Genomic DNA, 16,354 nt, shown 5'->3' on the forward strand with positions numbered 1-16,354 from the left:
AGTGTCGTCGGCCCGATCGGCGGGCTGGCACCGATGCCTCGATCCCCGTCATGCTCTGCGTGCCTCCGAAGTCGGCTTTGCGACTTCGGTGCCGAGCGCGCTCGCGCGGTCTTTACTCTCCCATCTCCCGATCTCGATCTCGATCTCGATCTCATGCCGGATCGTTGCTGCCAAAGTCCGTTGTCACCCGCAGCCAGCACCGCTCGCCTTGACGTGCTGCGCTGGGTTCAGTACTCTGAGCTCACTATTTCCGGAGTTGTGGGATGTCCGAACCGAACTCTGAACTCCCAGCACCAGCCGAAGAACTCGCTCACGCCATCGCATCGCTCGACAGCGGCCCGCTCGACGAACTTGGCGTGATCAGACACCTTCATCCACTCTTCTCCCGCGTTCTCGCCCGGCAGGAAATCTATCTCGCCAATCACTCCCTCGGCCGCCCGCTCGATCAGACCGCGTTCGACATCGCCGAGGCCATCAACCTGTGGTACACCGACATGGACGACGCATGGACCGCATGGATGGCCGAGATGCACGCATACCGCCGTCGCATTTGTGCGCTGATCGACTGGCATCGCCCCGACGCGATTGTCCCCAAAACAAGTGCCGGCCAAGGCCTGCGTGCCGTGCTCAACGCCCTGCCCGAATCACCCGTTCGAGTGGTCACCACTACTGGTGAGTTCGATTCGATCGACTTCATCCTGCGCAGTTACGAGCAGCGCGCGCTCATTCATGTGGATCGTCTTGGCCCGACTGATAATGGAAATTTCAGCCTCGACGCGCTGATCGCCGCACTCGAACGCCGCACCGATCTGGTTGTTATCAGCGCGACCTATTACGCCTCCGGGCAGATTGTCAGCGGGTTGCCCGCGCTGATCGAGGCTGCGCACAAGATTGGCGCTTTGGTGCTGGTCGATGCGTACCACGCTGCCGGCGTGGTGCCTATGACCGAGGCGTGGCGTGAAGCCGATTTTGTGATCGGAGGCAACTACAAGTACACGCGAGGCGGCCCGGGAGCGTGCTGGCTGGCGATTCACCCGCGACACCTGGATGTGCCATCCCCCAAACTGGTCACCACTGATACGGGGTGGTTTGCGCGCAGAAATCCGTTCGGATTTTCACGCGACAATTCCGCCGAGCGCGGCGCGGGCGGCGACGCGTGGCTCGAATCCACGCCTTCGTTCCTGATTCCGTATCAGACTCGCGCCGGGCTTGACCTTGTTCTGGGGATAGGCGTCGAACGCCTGTTCACCTACAGCGCCGACTTGCGGACCCACCTGACCTATGCGCTGGATCGCGCAGGGGTCGCCACACGACCAAACAACGGGCAAGGACTTTTTGTACTGATCCCGACGCGCGATCCGGCGCGTGATCTTGCCTCGCTCAAGGCGGCGGGCGTGAATGCCGACGCGAGGCCTCACCCGATTGGGGATGGATCGTCGTCGATCCGCTGCTATCCGGACCTGCTCAATACGCGCGCCGAGCTCGACGAGGCCGCGAGTCGGATCGGGCGCGCGCTCAGTGCGCGTGGGTAGGGAGCGTTGCGGGAAGAATGATGGTGAAGTCTGAACCTCGACCGACCTCGGAGTGAATATCGATGCGCCCGTTATGGGCTTCGATGAGGCGGCGCGCCATGGGGAGTCCCAGGCCTGAACCACCCGATTTGGTGGTGAAGTAAGGCTGAAAGAGTCGCTCGCGCGTGGCGTCGTCGATGCCTGGGCCGGTGTCGATGACGTGGATGAGCGCGATTGGGGACCCGTCGGGATCGGTGCCTTTTTCCGTGCGGATAATGAGATCTTTGGGTGCGTTTTTCATGGCTTGAACAGCGTTGAGCATGAGATTGAGCGTTGCCTGCTTGAATGGCACCGGGTCAACCTGTGCGAGCAATGGGTGTGGGCAGAGGACGGGCCTGAGTCTCACACCGGCCTGTTCGGCCTGGGGGAGAAAGAAATCGACGAGTTCGTCGACGAGGATGTTGATATCGAGCGTGCGGAGTTCGACATGGACGTTGCCCGCGTATTCGAGAAAGTCGGAGAGAATTGATCGCAGCCTCTCGATCTCGCGTTCGACCGTGTTGATGCGACGGACGAGGCGGGACTTCTCGTCGTCATCGATTGCGGACTCTCGAATGCTCTCCGAGAGCAGTTGTGCGTTGAGGCCGATGGTGGAAAGGGGGTTTTTGATTTCGTGAGCGAGGCCTGCGGTCATGGCTCCGAGTTCGGCGAAGCGTTGTTTGCTGAGAGTGCGGCGTTCGAGCAGGGTCGCGAGGCGAAGTTTTCGACGCGCGAGGTACGCGACAACTGATGCACCGAGAGCAGCGCCGAGCAATGCTGCGGAGAGTGCGATGATGAGTTCGGTCACAACGGTCTCCGGCCGCGACGTTCAGCGGCGTGGAGAGCGTGCGTGAGGACGAGCGCGGAGTACGGTGATCTCGCCGGTTGTGTCTTCGAGGCGGACGATGCGTGTGGCGCGCCAGCCCTTGTCGGAGTTGTCAGCGCTGTAGATGACATGGGATCCATCGCGGAGGGCACGGAAGCCTTCACCTTCGATGACAGTGTAGTGCGCGAAGATGTCCTGACCCTCAGGCCCGGCAATGAAGCCATACCCCTTTCGCGGGTCGAACCACTTGACAACACCTTCAACGTCTCGGAGTTCCTGTTCAGACATGGCAGTCCCCAACGTGTCGAATCGAAAGCACACGTGGCCATTCTGTCAGGCGTCGCGACAGTGACGGTCATGCTGCCGCGGGCCGATAACCAATATACCCGAAAGTCAAGACAAAAGCACGCAAACCCGCCGAAGCGGGTCTGCGATTGTGGATCAGTTCCCGATTTGGGGCGGCAGTTTTAGTCGGAAGCCCCAACGGTATCGGCCTGAAGTTGAGCCATCGCGGCCTTGCGGCTGAGTTTGATGCGACCCTGATCGTCGATCTGGATGACCTTGACCTTGATCTGGTCTCCAACCTTCACAACATCTGACACCTTCGCGACATAGCCATCGGCGAGCTCGGAAATGTGGCACATGCCGTCGGTGCCTGGGATGAGTTCGACGAATGCGCCGAAGTCCTTGGTGCTGACGACTTTGCCTTCGTAGATGGTTCCGACTTTGACTTCTTCGCAGAGGGCTTCGATCTCGGCCTTGGCACCGTCGATACCGCGTGCGTCGGGGGATGCGAGGATGATGGTGCCGCTGTCATCCACATCGATGGAGACGCCGTACTTGTCCTGGAGGGCGCGGATGGTCTTGCCCCCGGGGCCGATGAGTTTGCCGATCTTGTCGGGGTCGATGCGAATGGTGATGAGGCGTGGTGCGTAGGGAGAAATCGTATCGCGGGGCTTGGCGATGACGGCTTCCATGGCTTCGATGATCTGGAGGCGACCGACGCGGGCCTGTTCGAGAATGACCTCGATCTGGTCCACATTGAGCCCGCGGGCCTTGAGGTCGAGCTGGATTCCGGTGATGCCGACGCGCGTGCCTGAGACTTTGAAGTCCATGTCGCCGAAGAAGTCTTCTTCGCCGAGGATATCGGTGACGAAGACTTCCTTTTGTCCGTTTTCATCGGTGAATCGTCCGACGGAAATGCCGGCGCAGGTGTTGAGGATGGGGACGCCGGCGTCCATGAGGGCAAGGCATCCGCCGCAGACCGACGCCATGGATGAGGAGCCATTGGACTCGGTGATATCGCTGACGATGCGGACTGTGTAGGGGAAGTCCTCGGGGCTTGGGAGGATGGCCAGAAGCGAGCGTTCGGCGAGTGCGCCGTGTCCGATTTCGCGGCGGCCTGGGCCTGTGATGCGTTTGGCTTCGCCGGTACAGAAGGGGGGGAAGTTGTAATGAAGGGTGAACTTCTTGGCGTACTCGGGCAGGAGGCCGTCGATGATCTGCTCATCGCGTCCGGTGCCGAGCGTGCAGGAGACGAGGCTCTGGGTTTCGCCGCGCTGGAAGAGTGCGGACCCGTGTGTGCGATCGAAGAGACCGACTTCCATTTCGAGGGGGCGGATCTGTTTGAACCCGCGACCGTCGGCCCGGAGTCCCTTCTCGACGATGAGTTGTCGAGTGACCTTTTTCTCGAGAGTGCGGAAAGCTTCTTTGGCGTGATTGCGGTCTGACTCGCTCTTGCGGAAGTCGCCGAAGGTGCCATTTTCGTTGAGCGGGAAGTGCTCGTCGAGGAAGGTCTTGCGGATTTCACTGACACGATCGCCCCGTTCGGTTTTGCCACCGATCTGACGTGCTTCCATAAGGGCAGCGTGGCAATGCTTCTTGACTTTGTCGGCAATCTCAGCCGGGGGGAGGGCGAGAGTCCCGGGGTTGGTGGGCTTGCCGGCGTGCTTAACGAGTTCATCCACCATATCGAGGATGGTGGTGATGTGGTGCTGTCCGAAGCGGATGGCTTCGAGAACGACGGATTCTTCGACTTCGGCCGAGCCGACTTCGATCATGTTGACGCCGTCGCGGTGACCGGCGAGGACGAGATCGAGGTCGGAATAGTCCATCTGGCTGACGGTGGGGTTGATGACGAACTTGGGGCCATCGTCGGTGTGAATGCGTCCGACGCGCACGGTGGCGCTGGGTCCTTCAAAGGGCGCGTCGCTGATGGAGAGGGCGGCTGCGGCGGCGGTGGCGGAGAGGACATCGGTGTCGTTTTCACCGTCGTGGCTCATGACCCAGACCTGGACCTGGATCTCATCGATGAAGCCATCGGGGAAGAGCGGGCGAAGCGGACGATCGATCATCCGCATCGTGAGGACTTCCTTCTCGTTGGGGGCGCCTTCGCGCTTGCGGAAGCCTCCGGGGAACTTGCCGGCGGCCGAGGCCTTCTCGCGGTAGTCGACGGTGAGGGGGAAGAAGTCGATACCTGGGCGAGGCTCGGCGCGAACGACGGTCGCGAGGACCGTGCTGCCGCCGTAGGTGAGCATCAATGCCGAGCTGGCGAGTTTGGCGATGCGTCCGGTCTCGATTTTAAGAGTTCGGCCGCCGAATTCGCGTTCGAGGGTGAGAGGGTGTGTGGTCATTTCGTTGCGTTCCTTTCGTGGCGACAGGCCGACAACAGTGGTCGGAGTTCGCCCATGTGGACCCATCGCGCCACCGATCCGTCAATCATCCGGCGGAATCGGAGCGGACTGAATCCGTACCTTGTTGAGCGGCAGCGCCCGGAACGTTGAGGGGCAGAAGGCAGGAGACAGTGCGAGACTGTCCGGTGCCCACTGCCGCTCCCCGGGAGAGGCCGCGAGTGCGATATCGAAAATCCGGCGCGGGCGTTTGGCCCTCGCCGGCGAGAATTTACTTGCGCAAGCCGAGTGCTGCGATGGTTTCGAGATACTTCTCGCGGTTGGTGCGCTGGAGGTACCGCAGGAGGCGGTTGCGTTTGCCAACCATGAGGACGAGGCCGCGACGGTTGTGCATATCGAGCTTGTGCTCGCGGATGTGCCCGGCGAGTTGTTGAATGCGGGCGGTGAGGACGGCGATCTGAACTTCGGGCGAGCCGGTGTCGGTGGTGGTGCGTCCAAACTTTGCAACAATATCGGCGGTTTCCTGAGTCGTGAGAGGCATGTGCGTTGATCTCCTGATGTCTCGGTCGGCAGTGTCCTAACACAAGCAGACCGTCGAGCCCGTACGCCGGGCAGGGTTTGTGAAGGATAGGCCGGTCGAGGAGGAAGCGTCTACGGCGGTCCTGAGAGCGACCGCTATGATTGGCCCATGACGGACACCCTTTCCATTGCCCGCCGCGTCGCCACGATGACCCCATCGGTCACGGTCGCCATCACTAATCGAGCCAAGCAGATGAAGGAGGATGGGGTGGATGTGCTGGCGTTCGCGGCCGGTGAGCCTGACTTCGACACCCCGGCCCCGATCAAGGAAGCTGCCATCGAGGCACTGCGGGCAGGGCAGACCAAGTACATGCCGACGCTGGGCGACAATGCCACCAGACAGGCGATCGCTGATAAGTTGGGCAAGGAAAACGGGATTCCGGGGCTTTCGGCCAAGCATGTGGCGATCTCTTCTGGAGGCAAGCATGCGTTGTTTGTCGCGATGCACTGCCTGGTCGATGGGAGCGAGGGCGGGCGCGAGGGTGGCTCGGAAGTCATCCTGCCGGTGCCCGCGTGGGTCAGTTACAAGCCGATCGCGGAAATGGCAGGCGCGAAAGTCGTCGAGATCGAAACCACACCCGAGTCGGAGTTCAAGATCACTCCGGAGCAGTTGCGTGAGGCTATCACGCCTCGAAGCAAGGTGCTGATCCTTAACTCGCCGAGCAATCCGTGTGGCACGATGTACAGCGAAGAAGAGTTGCGCGCGATTGCAGAGGTCGTGGCCGACGCCAGCATGAATGTCGCGCCGGGGCTGGTGGTGCTGACCGATGAGATTTACGAGAAGATTGTGTATGGCGGCATTGCACACTTTTCGATCGGATCGGTGCCTTCGATCGCCGAGCGCACGCTGACGCTCAATGGCATGAGCAAGGCGTTTGCCATGACGGGTTGGCGCGTGGGATATGCGGCGATGCCGGGGGACTTCGGTGCCAGATTTATCGGTGCGATGGGCACGCTGCAGGGGCAGATGACGACGAACATCACCAGTTTCGTGTATCCAGCAATCCGGCGTGCATTGACGGACCCGAGTGTGGCCGAGTCGGTCGAAGTCATGCGGCAGGCGTTTGCGAAACGTGCGGCGCTGACGCATGAGAGGCTCAGCGCGATCGATGGATTTCGCTGTGTTCGGCCTACGGGTGCGTTCTATGCGTTTCCGGATGTATCCGAGCACTTTGGTCGCTCGTCGGCGAAGGGGCGTGTAATCGGTTCGGCGCTCGATTTTGCCGAGGCGCTGCTTGAGGAAGCGCGCGTCGCGGTGGTGCCGGGCGAAGACTTCGGCGGGTGCGGCGAGGCGTGCGTGCGGCTGTCGTTTGCGTGCGGCGAAGAGCAGATCTCGCGCGGCATGGACCGCATCGCGGAGTTTGTCAGCGCGCTGCGGTGAGCGGAGTTGGCGCGGTTTGCAGAGTCAACGGGGCGTTACTGGCTGAACTCGCTCAAAAAGCGCTGGACATCGAAGAAGTCGAACGAGCAATCGGGCACAAGATCGGCTCGCGGATTCTGATTGCTCAGGTCCGCGAGGAAAGCCTGGACGTCGAAAAAGTCGCGGATGCCGTCGGCGTTGTAGTCGCCTGCGGAGCCGACGCGGATGACCAGTTCGAGCGTGGGTGCGAGGCCGAAGAAAGCGGCGATTGGGTTGTCGCGCGTGTAGAAGTCGGGGTAGAGCGGGTCGCCGGGGCCGATGTCGGGGTCGAAAGTTGCGCCGTGGAGCGATGAGATGACGAGATTGAGTTTGCCCGCAGTGAGAGCCTCGGCGAAGTAGCGCTGGGTCTGCGGGTTACAGAGCGTCAGATCGAAGGTAAAGGTGGTGTCGGCGGGAACGAGCGCGCCTGCTGGCAGGTCGGCCAGACCGATCGCGAGCGACGAAACCTCGAACCCATCGCGGACGTTGTTGGAGATGTCGATCGCGTTGCCATTGGCGTCGACGGCGGCTGCGAACGCGACGCGGATATCCGAAGCGTCGATGAAAGGATTTCCAACCACGTTGTAGGGGCTGGTTTCGGTGAAGTTGGCAAGTGAGAAGCCGTCGCGATATCCGACGGGGTAGATTTCGATCGGGCGGCCGATGTCGTTGTCGGAGGTGTAGAGCGGGTCGTTCTCGTCGCGATATGTGTTCACAGCGTCGAACGTCGGGTCATAAAAGAACTGGCGATCGTTGGCGACCGTTGCAGTGACACGGGCGCTGATGACTCGGTAGGACGAAAGGGGCAGACCCGTCGGCACGCGCCCTGTGGTTGTGAAGAGCAGGATGAACTGCCCATCGCGATTGTCGAACTCGGGCAGGTTGGGGGTGGCGAAGGTGGGCGCGCTGATCCGCGAGCCGGGCGTGCCATTGAATGGGTACATCCAGCGGTCGCCGTCGGGTTGATTCCATGCGGTCTCGATGACCTGGGCTCCAGCGAACGGTGCCAGAGCCACAAAAGCCGCACAAGTCAGAGAACGCGCACAAGACTTGACCATGGCTGATCTCCATTCAAACGGGCATTGGGAGCGATGTTACGACCAGAAAATCCACCGCAACAGGTGGTTTCCCACGCGTTATCCATCCCGCTTGCCCGCAATTCCTGCACTTTGACAAGAAGATTGTAGACTCATTGAGACTGAGTTGCAATAGCAGGATATGATTCTGCCGCTTGGCCCCGCATCGGCGGAGTTTCCGCTCCGAAGAAGGGATCGACTCGGCAGCGACAGGAAACGGACGTGACGAAAAGCACTACATCTTCCTTTGCCCTGGCGAGCAGCACTTCGGCGTGCAGGCGAGGCTTTACGCTCATCGAGTTGCTCGTGGTCATTGCGATCGTGGCGCTGCTCATCGGGATACTGCTGCCAGCACTGGCCGGAGCGCGGGCGATCGGGCGGCAGTGTGTCGAACTCGCGGCAGCGCGGCAGATGATGGCAGCATCGACGATGTACACCAACGACCATGCTGGGCGTGTGCTCGTCGGGTTCCCGACCAACGACATGGTTCGGGGCGCAAGCGCGCCGCTTGACCACGAAGGCAATCGCATCGCGGGCGGAGCGTCGAATGAGGAGATCGCCAAGCGGTATCCGTGGCGGATCGCACCGTATCTCGATTACAACTTCGGCGGGTTGTATTCATATCCGATCGACTTCACGTTGCCGGATGTGCGCTACCGCGTGAGTCTGTATCCGACGCTTGGGGTGAACGCGAGTTTTGTCGGCGGGAGCAGCCGCGACTTTGCATTCGACAGCCGCATCCGCCAGATCTACGGGCCGTACTTCGTGACGCGGCTCGAAGAGGTGCGCAACCCGTCGGGGCTGATGCAATTCGTCTCGGCGCGCGGTCTCAATGAGGGCGATACCGCGATCGAAGGGCTCGACCCGAGGCAGCAAGGCTATTTTCTGGTGCGCCCGCCGCAGTTGTTTGCGCACACGGGAAGGCTGTGGCAACCGAAGTACGAGGCGTTCGCGACCGATGTTGGCACCAACTCGGGGTTCGTGGCGCTACGGCACCGAAGCAAGGCGGTCAGCGCGATGATCGACGGACACGCCACGATGCGCGACTGGGACGATCTGAACGACATGCGGCTGTGGGCGAACCTGGCGAGCGGGCCGGGGTATGTGGTCGCGCCGCGGTGATGTACGAAAATTAGTATGTGATGAATGCGAGTTGCAGTCGGTGGCCAGGCCCACGATCGCGTCCGGCTCGCCGTAGGCCGCGTAGTCGATCTCGAGGCTCGCCCGCTCGCGCAGCCACACCGAGTGGCTCGTGCTGCCCCAGTCGTCGCCGATGATGCGCCGGACGCTGAACATGCTGTCAATCTCATGTGTCATACAGCATCGTCAAAGCGAGGGCCTTGATGCTTTCAAAAGCCGACTTTCGATATCTCAATGAGATTACTGAAACCTACTCACAGTAGCCGCAAGAACCGTCTCGTCCTGCCGAATCACAGTGAAGCACGCAAAAGACAGATCACCAGAAGACCACTTGTACATTCTTACAAATAGCTCCTCATCACTACTTTCTTCAGCAACCTCAAAAATAAAATATACTATTGGACCACCAAATGTTCCTGACGCAAAAGCATCTTCAACGGCGGGCGGCAGGGGAAAATCATCTACAAGGGGGCCGCGCCAGGGAACCGTAAACACAGGACTGGCACCGGACGATGGAACGATCTCAAATGAACTTCCTGCGACAGAGAGAAGGGCGGCATCGACGACGCCAGGAGATCCTTCCCTCTTTCGAACCCATTCAACAGAGCACTCCCCCGTGATGACTACATCAAACATCTTCTGAATTCGAGCCTGACTCGGTTTTTGATTGCGTGCCATGATGAACACCCCGATCAGAATCAGGATGATGAGCACGCCCACGACAGCGAGTATCTGTTTCATATTCACGATTCAACTCTTTTTAGAGCGGGCGGGGTGGCACCGAAGTCCCCCTCTCCGTGCCACTGAAGTCGGCTTTGCAACTTCGGTGCCCGCAGCGCATCGAGACGTGCGGCCAGCCCGTGATGCCGGTCGGTTGCTTTCATGCCGACAGCCTACCAGACAGCGCGCGTCGCGTCAAGCCAATGCGTGCAGGTAGGCCGACTGCGACGACGGGGCGTCAGACTTCGACCATGAAGCGCCAGACCCAAGGCCACATGTGCGGCTTCAACACCGAAGTCTCCGAGCCGACTTCCGTGACTCGCAAGGCAGGCCGGGGTGGCAAGAACGTCGCCACCGTGCCGTGCAAGTCCATCGCACCGCTCGCCGGAGGAACCAGCGAACGGTGGCACGGGTTTATTCATTTGATCGCTTGCACCCGGCCAAAAGTCAATATCAATCACCACGGAGGGGCTGTCCGTGGATACTCGAAGATGAAGCCGTATGCGGCTCGAGATCGAAGACCGATGGCTTCAGCAATCGGATCCGCTTCGAGATCTGAATTGCTGGCTGGGTATCGTTTCTGCAAGAAATCGACCAGTTGGCGCGCGATGGTGGAACCCAAGCCAAATTTATAAAGGGAAAAGCACTGAATTTTTTGTTCCTCGTTGCTCACCAGTACCAGGAAGTCGGGGCCGTCTGAGTTATCAAAATGGCCTGGAACATGCACAAGCATTGCAGCACTGACCGGCTCAAGGTCGATCACCATGATTCCCGTAGGAGAGGGTAAAAACAGACGAGTACCTTCGAGTCGAATCGTACGAGATTCAAAAAACACAATACTCAATATTGCAAAGAAGAGACAGCAAAACATCAAGCCAAATATATATTCACCCCGTATAGCGATGGCATCAAAAATCGCTAGCATTGCAAAGATCAAGCACACTGCAGCAACCGCGCCAGAAATCACAGTCCCAATCCAGCAGGGAGGCTGGAACAACACCGTAGAGAAGTCGTCGTTTGTCATTATTCAACCAATGCTGAGGCGGGGTGGCACCGGAGTCCCCCCTCCCCGTGCCAACGAAGTCGGTCTTGCGACTTCGGTGCCCGCAGCGCATCGAGACGTGCGGCCAGCCCGTGATGCCGATCGGTTGCGTTCATGCCGACAGCCTACCAGACAGCGCGCGTCGCGTCAAGCCAATGCGTGCAGGCAGGCCGACTGAGACGACGGGGCGTCAGACTTCGACCATGAAGCGTCAGGCCCAAGGCCACATGTGCGGCTTCAACACCGAAGTCTCCGAGCCGACTTCCGTGACTCGCAAGGCAAGCCGGGGTGGCAAGATCGTCGACACCGTGCCGTGCAAGTTCATCGCACCGCTCGACGGAGGAACCGGTGAACGGTGGCACGGGTTTACACATTTGATCGCTGGCACCTGGCAAAAAACCAAGATTATTTCTTAGGGACTAGCAGGGTCGCCTGATGGTGGCCACTGAAACTCACTCACTACAAACCAAATTTGATATAGTCCAACAAACACGTTGTCCTCATCAAATATGACGACAACGGCTGCCGAGCTTGCTGGGCCAGGATGATTGAGGAATGAATTCATCGTATAAAGGGTCGATGTAGCAGAAGAAGTTATAACTTTGCTCGAAGGCCAGGCAGTATGCTCCGCTCGTGCATGCTCCAGATCGGAATATGATCTCGACAGCCAGCTCTTCGGCGGTGCATTTTGGCCAAATGCAGAAGCCAAAATGTCCGGATCTGGATACTCATAATTTAGCGGGATTTCGATAGCCGGTGTTGCCGAAAGCCGCTGCAGAAGCGTACCCTGCACTTCGAGCATTGGTACACCAATTCGTTTCTCAAGTTCCTTCCGATGTTGGCCAATCATACCCTGGAGCATTTCGCTCATCGCATCAGCGAGTGCCATTTCCATTCTGGAGGGCGATCGACGATTTCGAGGAACGCCTCGTGCGGACATGTAGTCCGTCACAAATCTATGATATGCAGCATGATCCGCCGGTGGAGTGGGGAATTGCGACGGCAATTGGGCCGGGGTTGACGGATTGCAGCAACCCAAAAGGTAATAGGACACAAAGACAATACTGAGATATAGGCGGCATGAAAGGTTCATCGAATAGCTCTTGGATCACCCCATTCTCGACGAATCCTATTTCGATCATCATGCAGGTACGGAATAAACTCGCCGTCATAGGTACCAGAGGGAACAAAGTCAGGATAATAGTCTCGATGGTTTGTTGACATAAGAAGATCGTGTGCAAAGTGAAAGTACGGGGTCGTTCTGAACGGATCCCATCCACAATCACATGCAGCGATATAACCAACCGATAAGCCGTATCCGGCCAAACCTGCCATTTGACTGAAGGAAATTGGCCTGTTCTCCATGATATGATTTTCCCACCAGTTGCTGCCATCGGAGTGGGCGTCAAGGTATATACCAAACAATTCTCCTCGCCGGCTCGCCATCATCCACTGGTACAACAATACACCGCGACCTGATCCGCTGACCGTTAAGACGTAATATTTATGTGCACGCATCTGATCAATTTGCCTCTTTCGAATCTCGAGTCGAGTACGAAATGTGAAAATCGTATTGGGAATCGAGAAATTCTGGTCTGGACACAACTGATCGGAGCCCGAAATGTCGCGAAAAGATACATCGCCGCGATGAACAGTCTTCACTGGCTGCGGATGGGAAGAAATCCACTTTGAAAATTTCCCATGTTCCAAGCCCAGTTCCGAGGCCAGCTCAAAAATCGTATCATAATCATCATCAGACCCTCTAGCGCCCTTGGCCTCCGTTCTGGCAGTCGCGGTTGGTTGACCATTGCGTCTCACAACCCACAGTCCAATAGGATCACTCGCGAGAATCGGCGTACCGCCAGCATAGAGATACAAACTCCCCCCATCCACAAACCCCGCCGGGTCCCTCTGTAGCCACCTTCCCTGCTCCGGGTCCAGCACGCGGTGCCGCACATGGTACAGCCCTGTGATCGCGTCGTGGCGGTAGCCCGCCAGCCCGAACGGGTTCTCTTCAGCGTTCCGCCTGCCCGTCGGGCTCAGCGGCTGCAGCGCCGTCGACAGGTCCGCCAGAAAAAACTGCACGTCATAAAAATCCCATTCGCTGTCGTTGTTGCGATCCGCCTCGGGATCCTCAGCCGACAGGTGGGCCATGAACGCCTGCATGTCGAAGAAGATATCGACCTCGCCGTCGCCGGTGAGATCCATCCACGGATCGGTCGACAGGCCCACGATCGCGTCCGGCTCGCCGTAGGCCGCGTAGTCCAACTCGAGGCTCGCCCGCTCGCGCAGCCACACCGAATGGCTCGTGCTGCCCCAGTCGTCGCCGATGATGCGTCGGACGCTGAACATGCTGCTGGCAGTATATCGGCCGCGCTATCGTTGGGGCCTATGGTGAGTGATTTTCTTGATGAACTGAAGTGGCGCGGGCTGATCAAGGATGTGACCGATGAGGCCGGGCTGCGCACGCATCTGGCGGGCGGGGTGCGGAAGATCTATGCCGGGCTCGATCCGACGGCTGACAGTCTGACGATCGGGAACCTGGTCACGATCATGGCACTCGCGCACGCCAAGCGGGCGGGGCACGAGGCGGTGGTGGTCATGGGCGGCGGCACGGGGCTGATTGGCGACCCATCGGGCAAGAGCGCCGAGCGGACGCTGATGACGGCCGAAACTGTGGAGCACAATGTGCGCAAGCAGAGGCCGATCTTCGAGCGCGTGCTCGGGAGCGTCGATGGGCCGGCGTTTGTGATTCGCAATAATGCGGACTGGCTGACGAAGATCTCGTATATCGATGCGCTGCGCGATATCGGCAAGTATTTCAGCGTGAACATGATGATGCAGAAAGAATCGGTGCGCGAGCGGCTGCACAACCGCGAGCAGGGGATCTCGTACACCGAGTTCAGTTACATGATTCTGCAGGCGTATGACTTTCTGCACCTGTTTCGCGAAGAGGGCGTGACGGTGCAGTTTGGCGGGAGTGATCAGTTTGGGAATATCGTGGCGGGGATGGATCTCATTCGGCGGGTTTATGCGGCTGAGGGTGAGGCGCATGGGGCATGTTTCGGCCTCACCTGGCCTCTGGTCACCAAGGCGGACGGCGGGAAGTTTGGCAAGACCGAGACCGGGGCGATCTGGCTGACGGCCGAGCGGACGAGCCCGTACGCATACTACCAGTTCTGGCTCAATGCGAGCGATGATGATGCGCTGAACTGGCTCAAGGTGTTTACGTTTCTGCCGCGCGAGCGGGTCGAGGCGATCGCGGCGTCGCACGCGGCCGACCCGGGCAAACGCGAGGCGCAGCGCGTGCTGGCGATGGAGGCGACGACGATTCTGCACGGGCGCGCGGCGGCCGAGCAGGCTGAGGCGGCGGGCAAGGCGCTGTTCTCGGGCGAGATCGACACGCTCGATGAGGCGACGCTGCGCGAGGTGTTTGCGAGCGTGCCATCGAGCGATCATGCTGCGGCGCTGCTTGCGGCGGGCATCGATCCGGTGGACCTGCTGGTAAGCACGCAACTGGCTTCGAGCAAGCGCGAGGCGCGGGAGTTTGTGGCGAATGGGTCGGTGAGTGTCAATGGACAGAAGATCGGGCCTGAGACGCGCATTTCGGGCCATCATCTCCTGTTTGGATCGCTGATTGCGCTGCGGCGGGGCAAGAAGCAGTGGCACCTGACGCGGTGGGCGTGAGGCCAATAATCGGCCGATTCCGGCGGATTTTGCTTGCATGGCGGCTGGGTCATTGCGATACTTGAGGGTGGCGCACGGAGGAGCACCATAACAAGGAGGTTCGCATGGATACCGTCAGGCAGATCATTGGAGAAGGCGGGCAGAGTGTGCATTCGGTCGCGCCGACCGACACTGTTCTGACCGCGGCCCAGCGGATGAACGATCATCACATCGGTTCGCTGGTGGTGCTCGATGGGTCGAAGCTCGTCGGCATTGTCACGGAGCGCGACGTGATGCGGCGCGTGGTGGCAACGCAGCGCGATCCGATGGAGACGAGCGTTCGCGAGATCATGACGGCCGACGTTCTGACGTGCAGCCCCAAGACTTCGATCAGTCAGGCCAAGGCTGTGATGCGCGACCGGCGCATTCGCCACCTGCCGGTGTGTGAACATGATCGGCTGGTGGGCATCATCTCGATCGGCGATCTCAACGCCTTCGAGAACCATCAGTTGTGCACGACGCTGGACATGCTCGAGGCGTATATCTCGCAGGCGTGAGTGCGAGGCGAGAGTCGATGATGGGCTTGATGTGTTGGACGGACTGCGGCCCCCTGGCTTGCGCCAGGGGCTCTTCAAGGCTGGCGCATTACGGGACAGTTCCGGATCACGGTGCTTCGGCGGCACGGCGGAGCGTGGCGGGGCTTTCGGGCTGGCCGGTGCGGGTGCTGAGCATGGCGGCTTCGGCCATCGCGAGGATGGCTGGGGCCACGGCACGACTCGCGGGAGGCTCAGAGGCGGCGGCGATTGCAGCAGCGATCAGGCGCGAGGCAGGATCAACATCGCTGGGCGCGCTTGCGCTGCGTTGTTCATCGAGCACGCGGCCATCGGGTGCGGTCCAGACGAAGCCTTCATCCCAGAGGCGCAGCCGCCCGCCCGGGCCGAGGATTGTCACGCCGCGGTGCCAAGGCCCGGTCTGATTGCTGACCAGGACACTCGCGGAGCGATTTGCGTCGAAGCGCAGTGTGGCTGAGAGTGTGCCATGAGCTTCGGGCAGCGAGCCCATGCGCAGGCCGCGCATCTCGGCGGGGGCGACATGCGAAGCGCTGATGAGTTCGGGCTCGCCGACAATGGTGTGGATGAGTTCCATCGCACTGGCCAGGCGCGCGCCCAGTGAGCCGGCACTGGGGGATGCGGCGCAGAGCACAGCCACGGCTGAGACTTCGCCAAAGTTTTCAAGGGCTGCCAGACCCTCGCGCATCGGCGCGGCCGCTTCGACCGCAGCGGCCGATCGCACGATATCCCACAGTGGCACGCCTTCGATGGGCACCTGCCATGCGGTGCTGGCCAGTGTTGCGGTGGTTGGCGGGAGAAACTCGAAGGAGACGATGCGCGCGCCACGCCGTGCGGCGGCTTCGAGCGCGGCAGCGTCGGCGGGCGACTCGCCGAACCCCGCAGCATCGGCCAGCAGCACGAGCGAGGCCTCGGTGACCGAGATTGCAGCCCGGAGGTCGTCGTGTGCTGCGGGAGGGCTTGGCGCAGCGGGCGAGAGGTCAGCAAGTTCGGCTGCCAATGCCGAGGCCCGGCCTTTTTCTCCGGTCCCGACCGAAACCAAGTGCATGGATGCCAGTGCGGCGATCTCTCGCACGAGCGGCACTTGCTCAGAACGCATCCAGCACAGGGTTTTGATGAACTTGGCCATGGCGTCGCATCGTAAGCGTGTCGGGGCT

Annotated in this window: 16 protein-coding genes; 6 read left to right on the forward strand and 10 right to left on the reverse strand. The window is 60.2% G+C overall.

Annotated features, from left to right (window positions below; genetic code table 11):
• Positions 1–263: 263 nt before the first annotated feature.
• Positions 264–1,532 (forward strand): aminotransferase class V-fold PLP-dependent enzyme, encoded by a 1,269-nt coding sequence (locus tag KF757_03490; protein ID MBX3322035.1) that lies wholly within the window; start codon positions 264–266, stop codon positions 1,530–1,532.
• Here KF757_03490 and KF757_03495 read toward each other — a convergent pair.
• From KF757_03495 to rpsO, 4 genes are all read right to left on the reverse strand, one after another.
• Complete coding sequence (locus KF757_03495; protein MBX3322036.1) at positions 1,516–2,358, reverse strand: hypothetical protein; 843 nt, start codon at positions 2,356–2,358, stop codon at positions 1,516–1,518. The genes KF757_03490 and KF757_03495 overlap by 17 nt on opposite strands.
• Positions 2,359–2,379: 21 nt before the next feature.
• A complete protein-coding gene (locus tag KF757_03500) occupies positions 2,380–2,664 on the reverse strand; it encodes a cold shock domain-containing protein (GenBank protein MBX3322037.1) in 285 nt (94 codons plus the stop codon).
• Between the two features lie 179 nt (positions 2,665–2,843).
• Positions 2,844–5,009 carry a polyribonucleotide nucleotidyltransferase gene (gene pnp / locus KF757_03505; protein ID MBX3322038.1) on the reverse strand — a complete coding sequence of 722 codons (2,166 nt, stop codon included), beginning with the start codon at positions 5,007–5,009 and terminating at the stop codon, positions 2,844–2,846.
• Between the two features lie 268 nt (positions 5,010–5,277).
• On the reverse strand, positions 5,278–5,547 hold the full coding sequence (rpsO, locus tag KF757_03510; protein ID MBX3322039.1) for a 30S ribosomal protein S15: 270 nt from the start codon (positions 5,545–5,547) through the stop codon (positions 5,278–5,280).
• A gap of 147 nt (positions 5,548–5,694) precedes the next feature.
• On the opposite strand from rpsO, the gene KF757_03515 reads away from it, so the two are divergent.
• Positions 5,695–6,966 carry a pyridoxal phosphate-dependent aminotransferase gene (locus tag KF757_03515; protein ID MBX3322040.1) on the forward strand — a complete coding sequence of 424 codons (1,272 nt, stop codon included), beginning with the start codon at positions 5,695–5,697 and terminating at the stop codon, positions 6,964–6,966.
• A gap of 35 nt (positions 6,967–7,001) precedes the next feature.
• On the opposite strand, the gene KF757_03520 is transcribed toward KF757_03515, so the two are convergent.
• A complete protein-coding gene (locus KF757_03520; protein ID MBX3322041.1) occupies positions 7,002–8,042 on the reverse strand; it encodes a hypothetical protein in 1,041 nt (346 codons plus the stop codon).
• Positions 8,043–8,282: 240 nt separating this feature from the next.
• Here KF757_03520 and KF757_03525 point away from each other — a divergent pair, with 240 nt between their 5' ends.
• Entirely contained in the window at positions 8,283–9,182 is a 900-nt protein-coding gene (locus KF757_03525; protein ID MBX3322042.1) for a type II secretion system protein, read from the forward strand.
• Between the two features lie 258 nt (positions 9,183–9,440).
• On the opposite strand, the gene KF757_03530 is transcribed toward KF757_03525, so the two are convergent.
• Both KF757_03530 and KF757_03535 read right to left on the reverse strand, forming a co-directional pair.
• Positions 9,441–9,941: a hypothetical protein gene (locus tag KF757_03530; protein MBX3322043.1), complete on the reverse strand. Its 501-nt coding sequence runs from the start codon at positions 9,939–9,941 to the stop codon at positions 9,441–9,443.
• 436 nt (positions 9,942–10,377) lie between these two features.
• Entirely contained in the window at positions 10,378–10,944 is a 567-nt protein-coding gene (locus KF757_03535) for a hypothetical protein (protein ID MBX3322044.1), read from the reverse strand.
• Between the two features lie 221 nt (positions 10,945–11,165).
• On the opposite strand from KF757_03535, the gene KF757_03540 reads away from it, so the two are divergent.
• Positions 11,166–11,378 carry a hypothetical protein gene (locus KF757_03540; protein ID MBX3322045.1) on the forward strand — a complete coding sequence of 71 codons (213 nt, stop codon included), beginning with the start codon at positions 11,166–11,168 and terminating at the stop codon, positions 11,376–11,378.
• Here the strand turns inward: KF757_03540 and KF757_03545 are convergent.
• Positions 11,375–11,857 carry a hypothetical protein gene (locus KF757_03545; GenBank protein MBX3322046.1) on the reverse strand — a complete coding sequence of 161 codons (483 nt, stop codon included), beginning with the start codon at positions 11,855–11,857 and terminating at the stop codon, positions 11,375–11,377. The two genes, KF757_03540 and KF757_03545, sit on opposite strands and share 4 nt — an antisense overlap.
• Positions 11,858–12,051: 194 nt before the next feature.
• Positions 12,052–13,314 (reverse strand): RHS repeat-associated core domain-containing protein, encoded by a 1,263-nt coding sequence (locus KF757_03550; GenBank protein ID MBX3322047.1) that lies wholly within the window; start codon positions 13,312–13,314, stop codon positions 12,052–12,054.
• A gap of 42 nt (positions 13,315–13,356) precedes the next feature.
• On the opposite strand from KF757_03550, the gene KF757_03555 reads away from it, so the two are divergent.
• Both KF757_03555 and KF757_03560 read left to right on the forward strand, forming a co-directional pair.
• Positions 13,357–14,649, forward strand: coding sequence for a tyrosine--tRNA ligase (locus KF757_03555; GenBank protein MBX3322048.1), 1,293 nt, complete (start codon positions 13,357–13,359; stop codon positions 14,647–14,649).
• Between the two features lie 104 nt (positions 14,650–14,753).
• The gene (locus KF757_03560; protein MBX3322049.1) at positions 14,754–15,185 is read left to right on the forward strand and encodes a CBS domain-containing protein; all 432 of its coding nucleotides are present in this window, start codon (positions 14,754–14,756) and stop codon (positions 15,183–15,185) included.
• Between the two features lie 106 nt (positions 15,186–15,291).
• On the opposite strand, the gene KF757_03565 is transcribed toward KF757_03560, so the two are convergent.
• Positions 15,292–16,326: a hypothetical protein gene (locus KF757_03565; protein MBX3322050.1), complete on the reverse strand. Its 1,035-nt coding sequence runs from the start codon at positions 16,324–16,326 to the stop codon at positions 15,292–15,294.
• Between the last annotated feature and the right edge of the window lie 28 nt (positions 16,327–16,354).

The sequence above is a fragment of the Phycisphaeraceae bacterium genome (genome assembly GCA_019636795.1).
Lineage (GTDB): Bacteria > Planctomycetota > Phycisphaerae > Phycisphaerales > UBA1924 > JAHBWW01.